Origin of the sequence: Myxococcus sp. MxC21-1, assembly GCF_032612255.1 — a bacterium.
Classification (GTDB): Bacteria; Myxococcota; Myxococcia; order Myxococcales; family Myxococcaceae; genus Myxococcus; species Myxococcus virescens.
Genome location: NZ_CP123278.1, coordinates 2,038,624 through 2,059,868, shown reverse-complemented (window position 1 = coordinate 2,059,868; position 21,245 = coordinate 2,038,624). Strand labels below are relative to the sequence as shown.

The window sequence follows — 21,245 nt, the reverse complement described above, 5'->3', positions numbered from 1 at the left end:
ATCTCCAAGTCAGGGCCTGCAGCCGCGGCTGGGCGAACTCGCGACTCGCGCCTCCTCTCGTCGCTGCAGCCCCGGAAGACTCGCGGCTGGCCGCCTGCGCCTCAGCAGCGGACACCTTCGCGTTCTGCTCGAAGAGGTCCAGGCTGACGGACCGCTTCCCTGCCGTGCCCCTTGTGGCCACGGGCTCGGCGGACTCGCCCTCAGTGGTCACCCCAAACCGGCCACTGGGGAGGGCCGAAACGTTGACGCCCGGGTAGGACGTGGAGTCCGCCCGGGGGATGGGCAACGTCTTGAGCGACGACAAGCAGCAGCAGGTCATCGCCCTGGAGCGGTTGGGTTGGAGTCCGAGACGCATTGAGGACGCGACGGTGGTGCGCCGTAGGACAGCCAGCGGCTACCCGAAGGCCGCGGGCGTGGGCATCCGTCCACCGCGTCGGTGGGGCAAGTCAAAACCTGCCAACGACAGCGCGGCCCAGAAAGACGAGGGGCGGGGAAATTGGAGCGCGGGTGATACCCAACTCCCGGAAATGGGGGCTGATTCGGACACTCGTCCCAGTCCGCCTGAATTATTCAACCAGCCCGGTCAGTCGCCCCCTCGACGCGTGCTTGCACATCAGCAGTAAAACGCCAACAAGCATGCTGGGCGGAAACAAAACGATATCGGCTCAGATAATTCTTTTCGGATGCGCGCGGGCCCCTTGCCGGTCACCGGGTGCTCGAGCGACGCCAGCACAGACACTCGCTTTTTCCCGTATATCTGAACTACCTCGATTCGACAAAGCGATTGTCGCGCCCTGAGGCCAATAGCTCGCGGCGGTTCCACTGCCTGGGCGGGCCACAGACCGTGACAAAGCGAGCCGCAGTCTTAACGACGTCTCCCCATCCCCACTGGAGGTTTTGATGTCTCCCGAGTCCCGCAACCCTCGCCAACTCTCCCGGCGCTCCCTTCTGCGTGCCGGCAGTGTCGCGGCCGGCTTCGCCGCCTTCGGCGGGTCTGGCCTGATGATTGGCACCGCCCACGCCGCAGAGACAATCATCAACCCATTCGCTGGCTACTCAATCTCGGATGGGTGGTGGGACCACGTCAACCGCGGCTCCCTGGGCGGCATCGACTACGTGATGGGCGTTGGTACGCCGCTCCCGGCCTGCGCGTCGGGTCAGCTCCTGATCGACTGGAACAACGGCACGGGCGGATACACCGCAACCGTCGTGATGGCCAACGGCATGAGGAGCCAGTACCTCCACCTGTCCGGCTTCAACGGCGGCGAGCGCTACGTCCAACAGGGAGAAATCGTCGGGTACTCCGGTGGCGCTGCGGGTGCACCCGGCTCCGGGTCCTCGACGGGTCCGCATCTGCACTGGCATCTGGTGACCGCCGGCGGCACCGGGTGAACCCGCTCGACTACGTCGGCGCCGGCAGCGGCGGCACCGGGGGCGGTCTGCCGCTGGAGGACCGGCGCCTCGGGCATCTCGGCACCGCGGGGGCTGGGCCCACATGCTCAGCAACCTCGTGCTGCCGGGCAACACGACCTACGGGGCGTTCTCGCCGGGCCCTGGACAGTCGCCGCGTGCCATGGCGAACATCGACGGCGTGATGAGGCTGGTCTACGCCGGCAGCAACGGCTGGACCACGATGAGCAGTGGCCTGGCGATGGCCCCGGGGGCGCCGCTCAACGTGCTGCGGACCCCGGCCAATGCCTCGGCCCAGATCTTTACCCTCGAGGACGGACGGCTCTGGCACACCTTCGACGGCAATGGCTGGAAGAAGTTCCCGTCGTCCGTGACGGTGTCGGGCAACTGCACCTTCTCGATGACGGCCAATGGAACGGACCTTCATGGCCTGTTCAACGACAACGGCCGGCTGTTCCATGTCTGGGCTGACGGTTCCGGCTGGCACAAGGGTGACACCCAGGTGGACCTGCAGCCCGGCGCCGACCTGGTCGCCGTGATTCAGCCGGATGGAAGCCTGCAAGGCCTGTCACTGGAGTTCAGCCGGGTGCACCACATCTTCGGGGCAAACGGGAGGTGGAATCGGATACCGACCACGGCGTCCCTGCCAACTGGGACGCCCATCGCCGGCCGCGCCGCCTATGGCTGGCCGCAATTGGTCGCCAACCACAACGGGGCCATCACCCACGTCTGGGGCACCTCGTCGGGCTGGATGTGCGTGCCGACTGGACAGACGACGAACCCGGGACGGCGGCTCAGCCTCGTCCCGGATGTCGCCTCGGCCCCGTTGGTCGGCCTGACGCTCTGAGACGCGCCTCACCTCCTCGGACGAGGGCGCCCCACACGCCCGCGCTGCTGCCCGGTCCAGGGTTCGGTCCGACGATGTTTCTTTCACATCGCCAAGCAACTTTGGACCGCGCTTTCAAATAATCCAGGACCGGACTCCAACTCCAACTCCACGTCCGTGAATCCTGGAGCATGAGCATGGCGACGCGCGTCACAGGTGGTGTCTCTTCAGCCGGTGCGTCCACCGCGAGCAGCGCGGCGGCGGAGGCAGCCCGTCGCGCCGCCGAAGAGGCCCGCCGCAGGGCCCAGGAGGCGGCGCAGCGGCGCGAGTCGCGCCGACCTGTTGGTGTGGGCCGGACATGACCGGCTCATGGACCGCGAGCCTCCCCGAGTGGATGCACCGCCGGGAGCCACGCCCAGGCCCGTGGTCGTCCTCGCCTGCATGAGCGAGCAGTACTTCGGTCCGGTGCTGAAGACGCTGGGCGCGAGCCCCATCGCGCTCACGCGAACGCTGATGGCGCCCGAAGCCTATCTGCTGGAAGCGCTGGCCAGCACCGTGGCGCGCCATGGGCCCACGGAGCCCAAGGCCATGCGCACGGCGCTCGTGGAGGCCTATGCGCGCTATCAGCGCATCTCCCTCCGCTCCGCGGGCTCCGTCTTCTCGAAGCTGCCCCCGTCGGAGGTCGCGCTGCCTGGCGCGGTAGCTCCCGCGTCGAGGTCGAAACCGTGAGGCGAGCGACAGCGCAGAGGGCAAGCAGGCCTCTGCCGTGACCGCGCCCGAAGGGTGCATCAGACCGATGCATCGAACCCCGGTCCAGGAGGCGCAACGACAGACGCTTCGTGCGCCAGCAGGGGCCCCACCTGGGCGGGATGACCTGTCGCAGGCCTGATTCCCAACTGCTGCAACTCCTCGTGGCCTACGCGAACTTCCGCGCCAATTCCTAACGCTACCGGATTCATCTGACCGGAGAGTGGTAGGCCTCCGTCAACAACGAAGCGTCCACGGCGACCTGCATGCGGGCGGACGAGTCCCACTCTGAAGAGGCTCGCGCTCCGCCAATGAATGAACGTGGGCAACTCCACTGGGTCGCGGACTTCACGCGAAGGCCGCGCCAGGAGTACATTCACTGACCGCTCATGCTCCCACTCCTCCTGCCACTCCTGGTCGCCGCCGCGCCCGCGCCCTCCCTGGAGATTTCGTCGGCGAACCTCAAGAAGACCCCCGCCTTCCAGGACTGGCGCGGTGGACGATTCCTCTTCGAGGAGCGCTGGGTCGACCTCCCGGAGGTCGGACTTCACGTGGGCTACTTCCTCGTCCCCAGCCGATGGACCCGCCAGTACGCGGACAAGCTCCCTTTCCATGATGCCTTCTTCGTGGTGGACCCACGCACGGGGCAGCTCGTTGCCCCGGCCCTGGCACGAACGAGACTGCCGCTCAATGGCTGTCCGCCGATGGGCCAGGTGGCGCGGCTCATCCCCGAGCCCCAGAGCGAGACTTCTGCCGCGATCCGCTTCGGCAATGCTCCTCAGCGGTGTCTGGTCCGGCTCCAACGCATGAAGGATGCATGGGCGGTTTCCCTCTTTCCGGATGAGGCACACTCCCCCGCGGAGGCCTTTCCAGAGGCAGCTGCCGCCCTGGAGAAGGCACTCGGTCCCAGGGACGGAGGGGCTCGCGAGCTCAATTGGTCCTACCAGCCCAACTCCCGCTGGCTGCTCGCTGCGTCCCAGGATGAGTGCGCCCTGTGGGTCATCGACAGCATCAACCCTGAGGTGAACGCCACGGCCAGCAAGGCCATGACCCGGGAGATCTGCGAATGTCTCGAGGGGACCGTCTCCGCCGACGACCCGTATATCCGGCTGCCCCAGACAGCGTACACCATGAGCAGGATGGGTGGGGGCACCGCGCTTCCTTCCTGTGATTGCACGTTCGCGCAGACGGGTGAGGCAGGCGTCACGTGCGAGGCGTACATGGGTCGCCCATACTCCCTTCCGGAGTTCGAGGAGATGCAAAAGGACGGACGGCTGACGGAGAGGAACAAGGTCGAAAACCTGAAGGAGTTGGAGGAGCTCCGTCGCACCCATCAAGGCCTGCTCGCCGCGAACGAGGATGCGCTCACTCAGTGGAGAACGGGGAACCAGAAGGCGGCGCTCAGCGCGTGGACCACGCTGTACCGAACATGGCTTGAGAACGGCCGGCCCATGGCTGGGGGAACCCTGGACGAGTTCGCTGTGGAGGACGCAACCCTGCGGGAACAACTGAACCAGCAATTGGAGGCAACCATCGACCTCCGGGCGGAGATCCTCAACAACCTCGGCTTCGCGCTGTGGTCCCACAAGGAATGGTCCCAGGCCGAGGCCGTCTTCGACGAATGCCTGGCGCTGCTCACCGCGACGGGCCACGAGCGCAACGTGCTCAACCTGAATCGGGGAGACCTGTTTCGGGACATGGGGAAGGGACCTGAGGCCATCAAGGCCTATCGGTCCTTCCTGCTGCGCAAGGTCACCGCGGCTCAACGCAGGTACGCGGAGCGAGAATTGCGAAAGCTCGAGCAGCGCTCGAAATGACTGTCTGAATGACCTGCCGGGACGCACGCGCTCGGCCTTCGAATGACGCGAGGAGGAGGCTCCGCCCTGCCTCGAAACCTGTCAACGCGAGTGAGACAGTGAGTTCGAGAGATGACTGCGCAGCTTCCTGTGAGACGGAGAGCCGCGCGGGGTCGTTGATCCAGACGGTGGCCGTCGGGTCCACCACCGCGCACAGCACCCGCGTCGTCACCCCATGCCAGACACCGAATTCCACGAGTCGCCGCCGTCCCGCGGCGTGCTTGGCGAGGCAGGCTCGCTCGGCGGCGGCGGTGGCCTGCGTTTCGACCTGCGCCAACCCCGCCAACCAGAGGGCCAAGTGAGTGGTGCCCCGAATGGCCCTGCGCCTATGTCTGCACTGCCGAGCCGTTAGCGTCCGGGTGCCACCACCCCGCCACGCGCCTCCGCCCGCGAGTCCTGCCACGCAAGCAGCCTATCCCGCAGCCGCAGGGCAGGTCTCTCCACCGCGACGTAGGTTACCCATGCGACCCCATGCGTCACCGCGATGAAGGCGAGCAGATCCAATCCCCACACACCCAAGGTCAAGCTTCGCCGCTCGAACACGCGCGCCACGACCCAGAACCAGAGATAGGTGCCATAGGAGAGGACCGCGGCCTGGTACACGAGACCTCTCAGCGGTACGGGCAGCGCGACCGCTTCCGTGGCCACGAGCAGCCCGCCAAATCCCACCGCGAGCCCTGCGAAAATCCACACGCCTCCCCAGTCCGGCAGTTGAGGCACGCACACTGCCAAGGTCACCCCGAGCAACAGGACGCCCATCGCACCACAGGCCCCTCGCCAAGCCTGGGGCCACCGTTGCCAGCGCGGCGCGGTCTTCGCGAGAAAGACACCCACCGCGAGTCCATCCAGGTGGAGGTGGGTGGGCCACTGCAATCGCACCCACTGCTCCGCGGGCAACAGGCCCGGCGTGGCGGTGTGTACCTCCCAGGCCCGGGCCCCCAAGCTCAGGAGCAAGGGCATCAGCCATGCCCAGGCGGGGGCGGAGCGGGCGCGCAGACCGAAGGCGAGCAGCGGCAGGACCACGTAGAAGTGTTCTTCGACACAGAGCGACCAACTCTGTACGAAGTCGCGCACGCCGACGTAGTTCTGGAAGAAGACGAGGTAGTGCCAACCTCCTCCCACGAAGGGTGTCCCGAACAACCATGGCTTCAGTGAATAGAAGGCGAGGACGACAATGTAGAGCGGAAGTGTTCGCATCCACCGCTTGAGCCAGAACGTGCGGAGCTGAAGTCCCAGAGGCACTGAGTCCTCCATCGCGAACACCTGCCGACCAATGAGGTAGCCGGAGAGGACGAAGAACAGGTCCACGCCCACCCAGCCCACTTCGAAGCTGGCACGGAGCACCTCCGGCAGGGCCCGCCGCACGGACTCCGGGGCGTGAAAACAGAGCACCGAAACGATGGCCGAAGCCCGGAGCACGTCCAGGCCGTCCTTACGTGAGGGCCCTGAGTCCAGGACTCCCGCGTCTGAGGTCTGCGGGTGAGAGGGGGGATGAAGGGCGCCTCGCATTGTCTTTCACACGGGCTCGGGGACGGCAATGCCTCCATGATTGACCGTTCGCTCCCTGGGATTCCTCGTGGCATCCCAGTTTGCTCCGGATCCAAACAGCGGCTCGGCTGGCTCCGTGCTGGCCGTCGGCGACGCATTGGCCGCCTGTAGCCATGGGGTCGACTATGAGTGGTTCGCGGATGAAGGCGTGGCTACGCATTCCCAGACAGTGACGTCCCGCTTCACGGCCATCGAGTAGGGCGCCATGTCATCTTGGCGAAGCAAGCCCGGGCAGTCCTCGGCGCCACAGCCGCACAGGGAAGCGACGAGCGCCTGCGCCATGCCGATTGACCGCATCATTCCGTGTCGATTCATCACGGTTCCCCCCGGAACCAGGCAGCACATGGTGGACGGAGTCCATCACGGAACGAGCATGAGCGACGCGCCGCGAGGCATCCAGGTGCGGAGAGAAACCACCATCGTGTATGTGACAGAACGAGCGCGGTGCTGGTCCGAGCCAACCACGTCAGAACGTTGGCCTCGTGCGTCACCGCTCATCGGGCGCACCTTTAACGACTGCGCTGGGCGCGCTCCACGCACCTGGAGAGGAGAGTGATACCGCTGCCCTTCCCCCTCACGGCCCCGTCGATTCGCGGAGGCGGGCGGATGAATGCCAGGAACTTTGTCCATGGCACTCAAGTGCCTGGCGGCGGATGTCGGTACGACGTTGGCCATCCGCGTCTTGCGCGCCGAGCAGCCGAGAGCATGGAGTGGCGTCGTGCATTCCATGAGGGGGGCGGCCCATTCCGGGCTTCATCGTGCACCTCGGGGGAGACACTCGATGCGAAGCCGTTCTGGTGTGCTGCGGTCCTGGGGGATGGGCGTGACGCTGGCCTTGTCACTGGGCGCATGTGGTGTGGAGTCCCTGGAGGAGAAGGTACGTCCTCTGGAGAATGAGGTGTCGCAAGAGGACAGCGGGGCGTTGACGCGTGAGCGTCCGGGAGCTTCGTTGACGTGGGACCCGTATGCAGACGCGGTGGCATCAGGCACCACGGCGACGGTGCTCAACGCGAGCGCAGCGCTGGGCGTTCCGGACGGGCAGGCCGCGACACTGCTGGGCTTGCTCAACACGGCGCTGGTGCTGGACCTGGGCCAGGGAGAGGAAGGCACCGGCGACCTGCGCGTGTACTACCAGGGTCTGTCGTTGGCGCTGGTGGCGCAGGTGGACTTCCTGAAGGCGGACGGGACCTTCATCGGCTCCAACTCGTTGCACCTGGTGGAGTTGGGCCTGGGGACGCATGTGGCGGTGGCGACGTACCCGGGGAACGTGCCCTATCGCTACGTGCGACTGAGGGGCGCAGTGCTCGCGCTCTACCTGGTGGACGCGGTGGAGACGTCGCTACAGGCCTTCTGTGGTGATGGGGTGCTGGGCGGGTTCGAAAAGTGTGACGACGGCAATCAGCTCTCGGGAGACGGCTGTAACAGTGTCTGTGAGGTGGAGCCGGGCTACACCTGCACGGGGCAGCCAAGCGTTTGCGACAACAACTCAGCGCCCACGGTCGAGGACGTCCACGCGACCACCTCCGAGGACATCCCGGTGGACATCACCATCCCCGCGGTGGACCCGGATGGCGACGTGCTCGACTTCTCCTTCACCCTGCCCCGCCATGGAATGCTCACGGGCACGGGAGCATCGGTGACATACACCCCGAACGCGAACTTCGCCGGAGAGGACACCTTCCAGGTCACGGTCTCCGACGGCAAGAAGCAGGCAACGGCCACCGTCTCGGTCACGGTGACTCCGGTCAACGACGCGCCCGTGGCTGCCTCTGCCGCTGTGACGGTGGGCTACAACACGCCGACGCCCATCACGTTGGCGGCCACGGACGTGGATGGGGATGCGCTCGCGTTCACCGTGACGGCTCCCGCTCACGGAACCCTGTCCGGGACGGGCGCCCAATTGCTCTACACGCCGGCCGCGGACTTCCAGGGGGAGGACTTGTTCACCTTCACGGCCAACGATGGCGCGCTGACCTCCCATACCGCCACAGTCGTCATCACCGTCAGGGGCCCGCCTGTCTGCGGCGACGGCTACATCGATTCGGGTGAGGTGTGTGACGACGGCAACCGCGTCGCGGGAGACGGCTGCCGAGCGGACTGCCATGGCGTGGAGGTATGCGGCGACGGACTGGTCGACAGCGTGACGGGAGAGCAGTGCGATGATGGCGGTACGACTCCCGGGGATGGCTGCGACGCCGCGTGCCAACTGGATGCCTTTTCGAATGTGCCTCCCACGCTCATCAGCGGGGCAATGAACTGCACCACGGCCAACTCGAACCCGGGCCGTAAGGCGGCGGTGGATGCACTGGGGCGCTTCTACGTCGTCATGAGCTGCGGTGGCGCGGTCCATGTCAGCGTGAGCGTGGACCGTGGCCACACCTGGGTGGGCCCCACGCCCCTGGGCATCACCAACGCGGCGGAAGTCGCGATTGAAGGCGGCCCCACTGGAATTGCCTACGTCGCGGCCACCAGCGCGGGCACGCTGGTATTCACCCGGACCGTCGACGCAGGAGCAAGCTGGGAGGCGCCGCGGGTCCTCAGCCCGGCGGCCAACCCTACCGTCAGTCTGGATTCCCGGGGCGACGCCCTCTACATCTCCGTCTCGCGAGGCTCCACAGGGGTGAACGTCCTCCAGAACTTCGCGCGAGGCGCGAATGACTTCAGCGTGACGGATGTAGACCAGAACAATGCCTTCTTCGACGTCATCGTGGACAAGATCAGCGGAGACGTCTTCTCGGTGAGCGACGACCCCTCCTTCCGCATCCGCCGCAGCAGCGACCAGGGGACCACCTTCGGCCCGCAGAGCTCCCCACCGGGGCAGGCGTTCTTCTCGGACTGGACGGGCTCCAACGGCTTCATCTACGTCACGGGCTCCTTCGGGGACGACAACGTGGACGTCATCCCGATGTCCGCGCCGGGGACAAGCACCCAGGTACCGGGCCTCCCCACGGACATCGGTCCCGCTCCCCTCCGGGCGATTGACGCGGACGCGCTCGGCAACGGCTACATCGTGTCCCAGCGGGGGACGGGCGACATCCAGTTGGACCGGATGCTCGTGGGGGCCGCCATGATTCTGGCCACGGATGCCAGGACAGTAGGGCCGGGCGCCGCGCCAGCAGTCGCGGCGCTCCCCTCGAACGGCGGTGCCCTGGTGGCCTACACGAACGGCACCAGTGTCTACGCCTCAGTGGTGGTGTACTGAATCCACGGGCTCCCTGATGCGCGCCTTCCAGGTCGTAGGGAAGGCGCGCATCCAGGTGGCCCATGCGGCCTTCAACGCTGAACGAAGGCCCCTGGAGCGGAGGCTCAAGGGGAGGGCTGCAGCGCCTTGCGCTCCTTCGCGCAGACCTGGACCAGCTCCAGCATGCTCATGCTGGCGCCGCCGATGTCGAACTTCTGCGCCTTGAAGTCGGGGTATCGGTTCTCGAGGATGCGCCCCTCCGCGATGCAATCGTTGAGCTGCGCGAGCGCCTCGTTCTTGCGCCCCTTGGAGAGGTGGGCCTTCGCCGCGTCGTAGGCCTTCCGCTGGCCCTCCTGGAACCGGAGCTCCACGTCGACGCGCTTCAGGGGCGCCTGCAGGGCCTCTGCCTTCTGGGCACACTGGGCCATCACGTCCTGGGGCTGGGTGCGGACCCCGTCCACGAGCACGTCGACCGCCGCGAGGCTGGCGTTCTCCTTCACCATCCGGGCGCCCTCCTCCTGGCAGGCCTTGAGCTTCTCCGCCGCGCTCGTGTACAGGGCCCTGCGCTTGCGCAGGTCCGCGGAGGACGCGGCGGATGCCGCCGCCTTGCCGGCGACGTCCAGCGCCTCACCCGTCAGCCGGCGCAGCGCCCTCGCCTGCTTCGCGAACTCGAGCGCCTCGACCATCTTCAGCCAGTCGGCGCGCGACCGCTCGGCGGAAGCCGCGTAGCTCGCGTCCTGCCGCTCCAGCGCCGCGTGCTTCTCGAACATCTGCATGATCTCATCCACGCTCTTCGAGGCGGTCTCGACCTCGGCGTCGGTCGCCGAGATGGCCTTGGCGACCTCGAGCTGCTCCTTCGTGGCGGCCAGCCGGGAAGCGAGCTGGACCCGGGCATCCGCCGCGGCCAGGACAATCTTCCGCCGGGTGATGCGGTCGTTCAGCTCCGCCATCCGCTCCTTCGACTCCTTGGCGTACAGGGCGTAGTCACGGTCCTTCTTGACGAGGGCGGCACCCGCCTCCAGCACCACGCCAATCTGCTTGACCGCGTTCTCCGCCGCCTGGAGCTGCGCCTCCGAGGGCGTCTCCTTCTGGACCTGGGTGACCAGCGCCACCGCGTTCTTCCGGGCCTCGTCCACCTTCGCGCGCTGCTGCTGCAGGTCGACCTCGTACCGGCGCCGCTCCATCGTCGCCCGCCCGTCCTTGAGGAGCTGACGCGCGTCGGCGGCGACCGGGCTGATGGCGGGGTTCTTCACGTGGACCGTCTCGAGCGTCTTCTCCAGGACGACCATCGCCGTCTTCGCCTCCTCGAACTGCTCGGCGGTCACGGACCGCTTCTCGACGTTCCGCAGCGCCTGGACGACCTCGGCGCGCGCCGCGTCGAGGGTGCGGACCTGGAGCGCCACCTCCACCTCGACGAGCGTGTTCTTCACCTCGGCGAGGTACTGGCCAATGGCCTGGCTCCTCGCCGCCTGCGGCTCGTACTTGTCCACCAGCTTCCGGACGACGAACGCCGCGGTCTTGGCCTCGGAGAGCTGCTCGGGCGCGGGCCGCTTCACCCGGAGCGCCTTGGCGGACGCACGGAGCTCTTCATGGGCAGGCTCCAGCTCCACCTTGACCCGCGAGACCCCCGCCTGCGCCACAAGCTCATCCATCCGACGCCTTGCCTGGGTGACCTCGGCGCGGGCCTTCTCCGCCTCCGCGCGATAGGCCTTGTCCTGCGCCTCGAGAGGCCTTCCCTCCTCGAGCTGCTTCTGCAGCGCGGCCACCGCCTTGTCGGTGGCGGCGAACTTCTCGTCCGACCAGGCCTTGCCCACCTCGGTGAGCGAGCTCGCCAGGGTCTTGCGGCTCTCATCCAGAAGGCCCCGCTGCTTCTGCGCCGACAACTGCAGCCACCGCTCGTCGAGCGTCTTCCGGTGACGGGCGAGGGTCGCCTCGACCTCGGTGAGGTACGTGGAGAACTTCGGGTCCTGGCTCTTGAGAGGCCGGCCCTCCTCCGCCAGCTTCACGAGCGCGTCCACCGCGGCGCGGGCGTCTTCCATCGCCTTGGAGCCCGGGTCACCCTGGCCGAGCTTCGCCATGCGCTCGTTCAGGGGCGCGAGCGCGCCGTCGATGCGTCGGCGGTACTCGTGGATGTGGACCTTGGCCCGGCGCTCGTCGACGTACTCCCGCTGCGTCCGGAGCTGCTTGCGCGCCGCCAGGACCAGCTTCGCGTACTCGAGGTCCTCCGTCTCGAAGCTCGCTCCGGCGTCGAGCGCGACCTTCAGCGCCTCCACCGCCGCGAGGGCGGCGTCGAGGTCGGCGTTGCGCGGCGGCTCCACTTCGATCCGCTGCACTGCCGTCGCGAGGTCGGCGCGCGCACGCTCCACTCGCTTCGATGCCTCCCCGATGGACCTCGCGGCGTCAGCCTGGGCGGACGCGGCAGAGGCCCCGGCGGAGGCGAGGATGAAGAACCCGAGCAACACCAGCCTTGAAGTGCGTACCATTCACGCAAACCTACTACAGCGAGGCGGAAGAACCCGGCATTGTGTCCGCTCCGCGCCACGCATCGGACAGGAGGGTCCCCGAGGTGGGAGCGCGCGACGGAGCCTTGGTGTGGTGCCGCCGCACAGCCGCGACATCACCGGCCACGTCGGCGGTATTCACCTCCAGCGGATGATGACCGATACACAGGACGCCCACCCCGTGCTCCTCGTCCCAGGGGCCACTGCTTGCCGTAAGCGCCCAGCCGTGGGTTCAATGCAACCTTCAGAGCGGCTGTGCGCTCAGGGCAGGTACACCTCCGCCGTGGCAAGTTGGTGGAGGCCATCTTCGCCACCCACGACGAGAACCCTGCCCGAGGTCAGCAGCGTCGCGGTGTGAGCGCCGCGGGGCGCGGCCATGGAGGCGGTTGCGGACCAGGAAGAGGTGGCTGGGTCGTACAACTCCGCGGTGCTGAAATAGCTGCTGCCGTCGCCCCCCGTGACGAGCACCTGGCCCGAATCGAGCAGCGTGGCGGTGTGGCGGGAGCGGCCTTCGACCATGGAGCCAGTCGCGGACCAGGTGTTGGTGCCTGGGTCATACAGCTCGGAGGAAGTGGGCTCGGTGAGCGACTGCCCCCCGGAGATGAGCACCCCGCCAGAGGGGAGCAGCGTTGCCGTGTGAAGTCGATGGCTCGCCACCATGGTGGCAGCTGGAGCCCACGAATCGGTGGCCGGGTCGTACACCTCGGCGCTGCTCAAGCTCCCGGACCCATTGGCCCCCCCTGAGACGAGGACCTTGCCCGAGGGGAGCAATGTGGCGGTGTGGTGGAAGCGGGCGGTGCTCATGGGGCTGGCCGGAAACCAGATGCTGGTGAACGGCTCGAATATCTCCACAGTGGCTAAAGCGTTGTTGCCATCTGTGCCGCCGATGACGAGCACGTTGCCCGAGGGGAGCCGCGTGATGGTGTGATGGTAGCGGCCCATGGCCATGTCACCGGCGTAATACCAAGCGTCGGAACCTGGATCGTACACCTCCGCTCTGCGCAAGGGGGCCGTCCCATTGTACCCCCCCGTGACGAGCACGGAGCCATGTTCGGGGATAAGCAGGGCGGCGTGAGCGAAGCGGCCATTGGACATGGCACGGACTGGAGACCAGGAGTGGGTCGCTGGATCGTACACCTCCACACTGCTCAGGGGGGTCGTCCCATTGTGCCCCCCAGCGATGAGGACCCGGCCCGAGTCGAACAGCGTGGCGGTGTGGTTGTAGCGGCTCATGGACATGGACCCTGCGGACGTCCACCCAGTGACGCTGAGATGAGCCGTGCCGCTCACGCCACCCAGGGTGGCGGTGAGGGTGATGGGCCCGCCCCCAGCCACGCCGGTGCCCAGGCCCGTGCTGCTTACGGTGGCAATGGCGGCATCGCTCGTCGTCCACGTCGCGTTGTTCGTCACATCGACCGTGGTGCCGTCGCTGTAGCTGCCCTGGGCGGTGAACTGCTGTGACGCTCCCGCAATCACCGAAGCCGTCGCGGGAGTGAGATGGATGGACGTGAGCACGGGCGGAGGAGGAAGGATGGTGAATTGAGCCGTGCCGCTCACGCCCCCCAGGGTGGCGGTGAGGGTGATGGGCCCGCCCCCAGCCACGCCGGTGCCCAGGCCCGTGCTGCTCACGGTGGCAATGGCGGCATCGCTCGTCGTCCACGTCGCGTTGTTCGTCACATCGACCGTGGTGCCGTCGCTGTAGCTGCCCTCGGCGGTGAACTGCTGCGTGATGCCAACGGGCACGGAGGCACTGGTGGGTGACACCTGCAGCGAGAGAAGGCGGGCGTCGGTGACATTGAGGGTTGCCTCGCCCGAGGCTTCGTCCGCGTTGACCGTGATGATGGCGCTACCGGGCTTGAGCGCCGTCACTTTGACAGTGCCATCCTGTCGCGGTTCGACGGAGGCCACTTGAGGAGCGGACGATGTCCATTGCGATGAAGTGGAGGCGTCGAGGTCGACGACGCGGCCATCGTCATAGACCCGCTGGGCCTTCGCGGTGGTCGTCATTCCCGCGGAGAGGGTGGCCTCCGCGAGGACAACACGGATGGAGAAGTCGTCTGAGGGGGATGGAGATGGAGACGGACGCTCATCGCACCCCATGACTGCCAACATCAAACAGAAGGCAAGAAGCAAGAACGGTCGGTTTTTCATGCGAAGTGGCTCTGGGTTCATGGTGGGGAAAAGCCCAGACGGCCAGCAGCCGGAGGAGGTGCCGGAGCACGTCAGCTCGGCCACCTCTACTCACAGTGCTAGCGCATGGATATTGGACCGAGTGCTTACACTGCGCCGGCTCAGCCCTGACCCAGCCGGTCCACGAACCGCACCAACTCCGCCACCGAGTCCACGTCCAGCTTCTGGATGACGCGGGCGCGGTGCACCTTGATGGTCTTTTCGGTGGTGCCCAGCCGCTGGGCGACCTCCTTGTTGGTCAGCCCCTGGGCCACCAGCGCGCAGACCTCGCGCTCGCGGGGAGTGAGGACGGCATGACGCGCATGCAGCGCGGCCGTCTCGGCCCGGCCGGCGCGGGCCGCCGCGTCCTTCGCCAAGGCCTGGGAGATGGCGCCCAGCAGTTGTTGCTCGTCAAAGGGCTTGAGGAGGAAGTCCACGGCGCCGGCCTTCATGGCCCTGACGCTTGCCGGCACATCCCCGTGGCCGGAGATGAAGATGACAGGGAGGTGGCAGCCCTTGGACTCCATGGCCTGCTGCAACTCCAGCCCGTTCAGCCCCGGCATCCGCAGGTCCAGTACGGCGCAACCCGGCATGTCCCCGGACAGCTGTGCGAGAAACTCGGAGGGCGAGGCGAAGGGCTTCGTGGCATGGCCGGCGGCCCGCAGCAGCCGCCCCACCCCCCGCAGCACGGACGCATCGTCGTCCACGAGGAAGATGGTGGCGGGGGCTTGTATCATGACGAGGACTCCGTGTGAGCCGCTGGAAGCACACACCGTAACAGAGCCCCCTGCCCGGGAGGGCTCTCGGCTTGCAGGCATCCGCCGTGCGCCTCGACGATGGAGCGGCTGATGGACAGCCCCATGCCCAGCCCGTGTTCCTTGGTGGAGTAGAAGGGTTCGAAGATGAGGGCCAGCCGCGACGGCTCGATACCTCCTCCCGAGTCCTGCACGCTCAGCTCCACCTGCCCCGGGACTGGCGAGGCGGTGCGAACCTGCACCTGGCGCTGGCCCGCGGGGACATCGGCCATGGCATCCATGGCGTTGATGAGCAGGTTGAGCACCACCTGTTGGAGCTGGATTCCGTCACCCTGAACGGCGGGCAGCGACGGGGCCAGCGCCAGGTGCAGGTCCGCGCCGCGCAGGTGCATGTCGTTGACCAGCAGGCGTGCCACCTCGCACACCAGGTCATTGAGTGAGTGGAGCTCCTGCCTTGGCTCCCCCCGCTTGAGCAGCACGCGCATGCGGTGAATGACTTCGCCCGCGCGCTTGCCGTCGGAGATGATGTCCCCGAGGGCCTCGCGCATCTCATCCAGCTCCGCGGGGCTGGCGTTCAGCAGGCGGCGCGCGGCCTGGGCATTGCTGAGAATCGCGGCCAGGGGCTGGTTGAGCTCATGCGCCAGTGAGGCGGCCAGCTCGCCCAGGGCGGCCACCCGGCTCACGTGGGCCAGCTGGTCCAAGGTTCGACGTGCCTCCATCTCCGCGAGCTTCTCCAGGCGTTGGCGTTCGAGGAGCTCGGCCTGGGCCCGCATGCGGCGGCGGCGCTCCACCACGAGCCCCCGGCCACCAGCGCCTGCAGGCCGCTGAACGTCAGTGCCCCCAGGCCCCACCAGCGGTAGCGCTCCCAGAGCGTGGGCTCGTCGAAGGCGAGCCGCACCCCGTGAGGCACCCGAGCACGGGGGATGGCCCAGCGCCGCAGCGCGCGGGCATCGACCGTCAGCGTGTCCACGGATGCCGGCTTCAGGGGCGCGAGGAATTCCTCCTGCGCTCCCCGCAACACGCGGGAGGTGAGCATGCTCAGTTGTTGGCCCACGGCCTCGTAGCTGACGAGCGCTCCGCCGACAAACCCCAGCCCCAGGACGCTCTCGTGGAGGGCGAAGCAGGGCCGGTTGCTGGCGGAGAGAAACATGCGTGCGATCTCGCGCCCCACGAAAGGTCTCCCGCTGGTATCGGTCATGAAGCTGAAGGTGAGGACAGTGGTGTCGTCCGGCAGGGTCCTCGCGCGCTGGAGCAACTCGGACAGCGGCAGGTTGCTCAGGTCGATGAACTCCAGCCCCCGCTGCGCCAGCAACGGTTGCAGCTCCCGCACCATCTGCTCCTGCTGCGCGCGCTCCCAGGGACTGGAGCCGTTGACGAGCGCCAGCCTCCGTGTGCCGGGCAGCAGTTGCAGGGCCAGCTCCGCGGTGGCCCGCATGTCATAACGCAGCCAGAGGCCCGCCACCCGCTCCAGGCGAGCCTGCTGCTCCCACAGCCGCTCGTCCTCGGAGAGGACAATCATCGGGATGTCCGGCCACAGCTCCCGGCGCAGCTGCAGGGCCAACTGGATGGTGTCGGAGCGGAAGGCAATGAGGGCATCCGGCCGGCGCTCCTGGTATTTGGCCAGATACCAGGTGTGCAGGGCGTGTGTGTAGGCAGCCCCCCGAGCCCAACCCAGATCCAGGCTCTCGACATCCAGAGTGATTGGGCCGCCCTGGGCCTCCCACAAGGAGGAGCGGAGACTGGCGACGAGCGTCGCCATGGCCGGCAGCGCCGTATCCTCGGGAATGAGCAGGAGCACGGACTTTTCAGCCGGACGCACCTCCTGGGCCACCGCGAGGGGGGACAGCAACGATAGGATGCAGAAGACAAAGACGATGCGCCAGGACATGGTGGACACTTTGACCGTAAGAACCCGCCGTTGTGCCTACCCAAAATTCGGTCGCTGCGTCATGAGTGCGCCAAACGCGCGTCATGACGGGCGGGCGATGCGCACGACGAGCCGCCAGGTCCTCACGCCGTAACATCTCCTTGCCTGCGTGTGGGCACACCCATCCCATCCTGCGAACGCAGGCAGGATGGCGCAGCACGCGCGGGTCTATGAGGGCGTTGTTGAAAGGAATGTCAGGGGCCGGGTCAACGGACCGCATCCGGGTCGGCAAAACGGATCGCGACTCCTGAGCGCTCAGGACTGGCCGCTTGCGGCCGATTGCTCTTTGCGCGAGGTCGGCGACCGCGCTCAATGGCCGTCGGCCTCCCCTCCTTCGCCGCTGCCTCGCCATGTCTGGCGAGGCAGTCAGCGCTGAGAATGCGCGCTCCACCGCCGCCTTCACCAAGAACTGCTGCGCCAGCAGATGTTCGCGAACCCGTCTTTCAATCTTCGCATCCAGCGTCGCGGGAGTTTTCGTGCGCATCCGTCACGGGTTGCACACCGCGACGAGGGCCTTCCCCCCTGAACGGTTACTCGGGTGCATCCTCATCCTCTTGATGCAATTCTGAGTTCATCGCTAGCGTGTCTTTGAACTTCCGCAGAGCGCTAGAAGCCCCAGTCTGGTGATGAGGTACGGGCCGCCCTTCACCGAGGAGATGAGCTTTCGCCGCTTCAACTGCTGGAAGACCTCCAGCGTGCAGAGCGACAACTGCCAGCCCTCTGGCGTGACACACGCCACATGGGTCAACTTACCGTTCTCATCCTTGTGCTTCAGAATACGCCCGCCCTGAGCCAGCACGTTCAGGACGCGCAGCTCCTTGCGTGAGACGTTCACGGAGGAATCCTACCAATTTGATGCGGGAGAGGGGCACACGACGCCCCCTTCGGCTGTCTCAACAGCCGATGTCCGCCCAGTGTGTGGGCGGGGCCTCAGGGTGATCTAGGCCTCCTGCGCATCAACCTCGAACGTCAGCGGTTTGCCTTGTGGTAACGAGGGGATGGTGGGTTGTCAAGTGACAGGGCCTGCGTCCCTGGCGAATACTTCAATTGACGCACGGGATGCCATTCATGTTCCCGGGACGCCAACCACGACGACAGCAGGTGGCTCGCTCATGAACTCCTGCTTCCCCGCGGGGACGACCGGCGAGTTCAGCTCGAGCGACATCACGACCCTGACCACTCTGTACGGACAAGAGTGAGGATTTTTTGAAGTTCGGCTCCCGCCCCAACTTCTTGGCATCCTCATTCCCGTGATTCCCACTGACGCTCTCGAAAATCCAGCCCCGACGTGGCGTCGAGGAAGTCCTTCAGGGAGGCGCGGCGAGCATGCGCATCCTCATGGCGCGGGAGACAATCGCTTCCGTCTCTCGCGCACGCTCCCTGACGAACGCCTCACCTCAGCGCGCAAGTCCCAGCACGAACCCGGTCGATGGGGGCACGGGAGTCACCGGCCCATCTCCAAAGTCCGTGGCTCCCGAAAAGTACCCCACGACCCGGCTCAGGCCCTGCTTGTCGATGTCGACATCGGCGACCCAGCTGCCCGTGGTGGGAAACCCTCGCGCCCAACGGAGTCGTCCATTCGAACGCTCGAAGCTGGCGGTGAAGATGCTCCGGCTGTCCCCGCCCGGCGGCACCGGTGGGAGCGGGACTCCGGCGATCGAGTCTCCCGTCACGTACTCACCGACCACCACCACCTCGCCCTTTGACGACACGTCGATGGACCGGCCGTTGTTCGCAAAGCCCCGCCCCCAGGACTCCGCGCCTGATGTCGAGTAGGCCAAGACGAAGGCGCCCCACCCGCTCGAGTTCGTCACGGTCTGCCCCGCGAAGGAGAAGGGCTCGCGGAAGAAGCCTGTCAGCGCCACCCGGTTGCCATGCATGGCCAGACGCCGCACGTTGCCCAGGGGGCCCAGGACACGCCGGGTCCAGACGAGGGTGCCTCCGGGAGTGAACCGCTTGAGAAAGAAGTCGCCGTAGTAGCTGCCGTCTCCGCTGAAGGCGGTGGTGATGGTTCCACCCAGATACAAGGTCCCGTCGTCATCCACCGCCAGCCCGGGTGCCTCACTGCCTTTCACGTCAGGAAAGATATGGCTCCAGCGGGGCGTACCATCGGCGGAAAACTGGGCGATGAAGGCCGTGTCCAGAGGTGAGGCGAGCGGGCCCTGCCCGAAATCCACGACGCCGTTGTAGACCCCCGCGATGGTGATGTCGCCGGAGCGGCTGGCGACAATCTGGTAGGGCTGGAAGAAGCCCTGGCCAGTGATGGGGCGAACCCAGCGGAAACCGCCGGACCGGTCCAGACCGACGATGAAACGTGTGGCGGAGATGGGACCTCCGCCGAAGTCGATGTCTGGCCCGAACGAATTTCCCACAACCAAGGCAAGGTTCCCCCGCTTGTCGAGGGACGGGCCAATCACTGACGCGCTGCTGGTCGCGAAGGCCCGAGCCCATTTGACGGCGCCATTGGATTTGTAGCCCACCAGCGCGATGCCACGGCCGCCCCCCGGCACGGAAACGGGACCGGCTCCGAAATCGGCGGTTCCAGTGAGGTAGGCCAAGAGGACCCGCTTGCCGTCCCGGCCATGCTCGATGGAAATCGGATAGGCCTGGAACTGCCGCAGCTCCACGCTCGCCCCAGGGGTGGACTCCTCCTCCAAGGCTTCCTGGAGACGTGTTTCCGCCCGCGTCTCGCTGGGCGGCTCGTCCGTTCCTGGAGGCACTCCGCCACAACCCCATCCCAACAGCGCGATATAGCAGCAGACTTCCAGGCAGAACCCGCGGTTTGCCATGACCTTCTCCTTTGGGAGAGCGTTCAAACAGACAGGTCATGGAGACGTTTTGCAATGGACCGCAGGTGGCAGTGCTTTGTTGCGAGCATTGGGATTCGCGCCAAGACGCATGCATGACGCGGCAAGTGATTCCGGAGCGGGCCCTGGCGCTCACCGCTCAAGTTGTTGGACATCCGCTGGGGCCCGCTGCCCCTACCCCAAATTCGGTCGCTGCGTCATGGGAGCATCGAGTCTGCATCCGGCCTTGCGACAAGGCGGGCGAGGTCATCGGCGCGTCGCATTGAGCGCCGCCCCCACCACGCTGGGACCAGGGGTCTCCGCCTCCCGCAGAGTGCGGACCATCTGCTCCTCGGTCAGCCCGCGCCTCCTCACGACCGACCTGCCTCCTGGCCGCGAGGACGCTCTCACGCTTCAACGGGTCCGAAAATTGGGGAGCAGCTCACTGCCATTTCATACGAAAACGAAATACCGGAATGACTCATAGTGGAGTTCTGAATAGTTTGACCGAGAGCTCATCGTGGAGACACCCGCATGCTCGATCTCTTCTTGCTGCGAAGCTTCGTCGCGGTCGTCGAAACGGGAAATTTCACCCGGGCCGGCGAGCGCCTGCACCTGACCCAGTCGACCGTCAGTCAGCAGCTCATCCGCCTTGAGCAGAGCCTGGGTTGCCGGCTGCTGAACCGCAGCCAGCGTCACGTAGTGCCCACGGAAGAGGGGGAGCGCCTGCTTGGCTATGCGCAGCGCATCCTTCGCCTGGCCGAGGAGGCGACCGTTGAGCTGAACCCCGGCGGAAGCGGCGGTGTGTTGCGATTAGGCGTGCCCGAGGATCTCGGGGGCGAAGCGCTGATGCCGCTGCTGACGCGCTTCGCAACCGAGCGACCGCGCCTGCGTCTGGAGGTCGAGTGTGGGTTGAGCCACCACCTCTTGCGCCTCTACCGCAACGGCGAGCTCGATCTGCTGCTGGTCAAGCAGTGGGGCGCCGACAGCGATTCCCATGCGCGCTGGACGGAGTCCCTGTGCTGGGTCGACAGCGCGACGCAGCCGGTGACGGCGAGGTACCAGGGTGGCACGGATGCTCTGCCGCTCGTGGCGTTCCCCGTGGGGGCGCTCTATCGGCAGGACATGATCCACGCGTTGGAGAGCCGCGGGCGTGCGTGGCGGATTGGCTACTCGAGTGCCAGCCTCGCGAGCCTCTGTGCGGCGGTGAGCGCTGGGCTCGGCGTCAGTCTGTTACCTGCGAGTAGCGTGCAGTCCGGCCATCGCGTGCTGGGCGAGAAGGATGGCTTTCCTGCCGTAGACGGGCTCGAGCTTGCCCTCTACGCCCGTTCGAATCTCGGCGCCGTCGGCCGCACCCTGCGCGACGAGCTGTCCGACCTTTGCACCCAGCGTGCAGGAGCTGCGGTTCGTGCTTGAAGACGTGGTGAACGGGAACCACGCCGCTGGGCGTGGCTGGAGACATCGACCGAGCGCGTGCGCGCGATACCTGGGGACAGGGTGAAGGCCGCCGTCGTGCGCGTGGATTCTGATAGGGACCGA

The 21,245-nt window shown here is 66.7% G+C and carries 16 protein-coding genes; 8 read left to right on the top strand and 8 right to left on the bottom strand.

All coding sequences use genetic code 11. The annotated features are described in order from the left end of the window. Window positions 1-278: 278 nt before the first annotated feature. From QEG98_RS09690 to QEG98_RS09670, 5 genes are all read left to right on the top strand, one after another. On the top strand, window positions 279-623 hold the full coding sequence (locus QEG98_RS09690; protein WP_316568088.1) for a hypothetical protein: 345 nt from the start codon (window positions 279-281) through the stop codon (window positions 621-623). Window positions 624-900: 277 nt separating this feature from the next. Beyond that, window positions 901-1,392, top strand: a complete 492-nt coding sequence (locus QEG98_RS09685; protein ID WP_316566526.1) for a M23 family metallopeptidase — start codon at window positions 901-903, stop codon at window positions 1,390-1,392. A 103-nt stretch (window positions 1,393-1,495) separates the two neighbouring features. Next, entirely contained in the window at window positions 1,496-2,257 is a 762-nt protein-coding gene (locus QEG98_RS09680; RefSeq protein ID WP_316566525.1) for a hypothetical protein, read from the top strand. Between the two features lie 420 nt (window positions 2,258-2,677). Further along, on the top strand, window positions 2,678-2,965 hold the full coding sequence (locus QEG98_RS09675) for a hypothetical protein (RefSeq protein ID WP_316566524.1): 288 nt from the start codon (window positions 2,678-2,680) through the stop codon (window positions 2,963-2,965). Between the two features lie 407 nt (window positions 2,966-3,372). Continuing rightward, on the top strand, window positions 3,373-4,800 hold the full coding sequence (locus QEG98_RS09670) for a hypothetical protein (protein WP_316566523.1): 1,428 nt from the start codon (window positions 3,373-3,375) through the stop codon (window positions 4,798-4,800). Between the two features lie 387 nt (window positions 4,801-5,187). Here QEG98_RS09670 and QEG98_RS09665 read toward each other — a convergent pair whose 3' ends face one another. Next, entirely contained in the window at window positions 5,188-6,258 is a 1,071-nt protein-coding gene (locus QEG98_RS09665) for an acyltransferase (RefSeq protein ID WP_316566522.1), read from the bottom strand. A gap of 910 nt (window positions 6,259-7,168) precedes the next feature. Between QEG98_RS09665 and QEG98_RS09660 the strand changes: the two genes are divergently transcribed. Beyond that, window positions 7,169-9,589, top strand: a complete 2,421-nt coding sequence (locus QEG98_RS09660; protein ID WP_316566521.1) for an Ig-like domain-containing protein — start codon at window positions 7,169-7,171, stop codon at window positions 9,587-9,589. A gap of 104 nt (window positions 9,590-9,693) precedes the next feature. On the opposite strand, the gene QEG98_RS09655 is transcribed toward QEG98_RS09660, so the two are convergent. From QEG98_RS09655 to QEG98_RS09630, 6 genes are all read right to left on the bottom strand, one after another. Next, window positions 9,694-12,051: a hypothetical protein gene (locus QEG98_RS09655; RefSeq protein WP_316566520.1), complete on the bottom strand. Its 2,358-nt coding sequence runs from the start codon at window positions 12,049-12,051 to the stop codon at window positions 9,694-9,696. 279 nt (window positions 12,052-12,330) lie between these two features. Next, window positions 12,331-14,169: a kelch repeat-containing protein gene (locus tag QEG98_RS09650; protein ID WP_316566519.1), complete on the bottom strand. Its 1,839-nt coding sequence runs from the start codon at window positions 14,167-14,169 to the stop codon at window positions 12,331-12,333. Window positions 14,170-14,360: 191 nt separating this feature from the next. Next, window positions 14,361-14,975, bottom strand: coding sequence for a response regulator transcription factor (locus tag QEG98_RS09645; protein ID WP_316566518.1), 615 nt, complete (start codon window positions 14,973-14,975; stop codon window positions 14,361-14,363). Beyond that, window positions 14,972-15,694 (bottom strand): sensor histidine kinase, encoded by a 723-nt coding sequence (locus QEG98_RS09640; RefSeq protein WP_316566517.1) that lies wholly within the window; start codon window positions 15,692-15,694, stop codon window positions 14,972-14,974. The genes QEG98_RS09645 and QEG98_RS09640 overlap by 4 nt, the downstream gene beginning before the upstream one ends. Next, complete coding sequence (locus QEG98_RS09635) at window positions 15,673-16,881, bottom strand: hypothetical protein (RefSeq protein WP_316566516.1); 1,209 nt, start codon at window positions 16,879-16,881, stop codon at window positions 15,673-15,675. The genes QEG98_RS09640 and QEG98_RS09635 overlap by 22 nt, the downstream gene beginning before the upstream one ends. A 616-nt stretch (window positions 16,882-17,497) precedes the next feature. Further along, entirely contained in the window at window positions 17,498-17,755 is a 258-nt protein-coding gene (locus tag QEG98_RS09630; protein WP_316566515.1) for a YjhX family toxin, read from the bottom strand. 163 nt (window positions 17,756-17,918) lie between these two features. Here QEG98_RS09630 and QEG98_RS09625 point away from each other — a divergent pair, with 163 nt between their 5' ends. Continuing rightward, window positions 17,919-18,119 carry a M57 family metalloprotease gene (locus QEG98_RS09625; protein ID WP_316566514.1) on the top strand — a complete coding sequence of 67 codons (201 nt, stop codon included), beginning with the start codon at window positions 17,919-17,921 and terminating at the stop codon, window positions 18,117-18,119. 198 nt (window positions 18,120-18,317) lie between these two features. Here QEG98_RS09625 and QEG98_RS09620 read toward each other — a convergent pair whose 3' ends face one another. Continuing rightward, the gene (locus tag QEG98_RS09620; protein WP_316566513.1) at window positions 18,318-19,709 is read right to left on the bottom strand and encodes a hypothetical protein; all 1,392 of its coding nucleotides are present in this window, start codon (window positions 19,707-19,709) and stop codon (window positions 18,318-18,320) included. A 531-nt stretch (window positions 19,710-20,240) separates the two neighbouring features. Between QEG98_RS09620 and QEG98_RS09615 the strand changes: the two genes are divergently transcribed. Beyond that, window positions 20,241-21,122, top strand: coding sequence for a LysR substrate-binding domain-containing protein (locus tag QEG98_RS09615; protein ID WP_316566512.1), 882 nt, complete (start codon window positions 20,241-20,243; stop codon window positions 21,120-21,122). The last annotated feature ends 123 nt before the right edge of the window (window positions 21,123-21,245 follow it).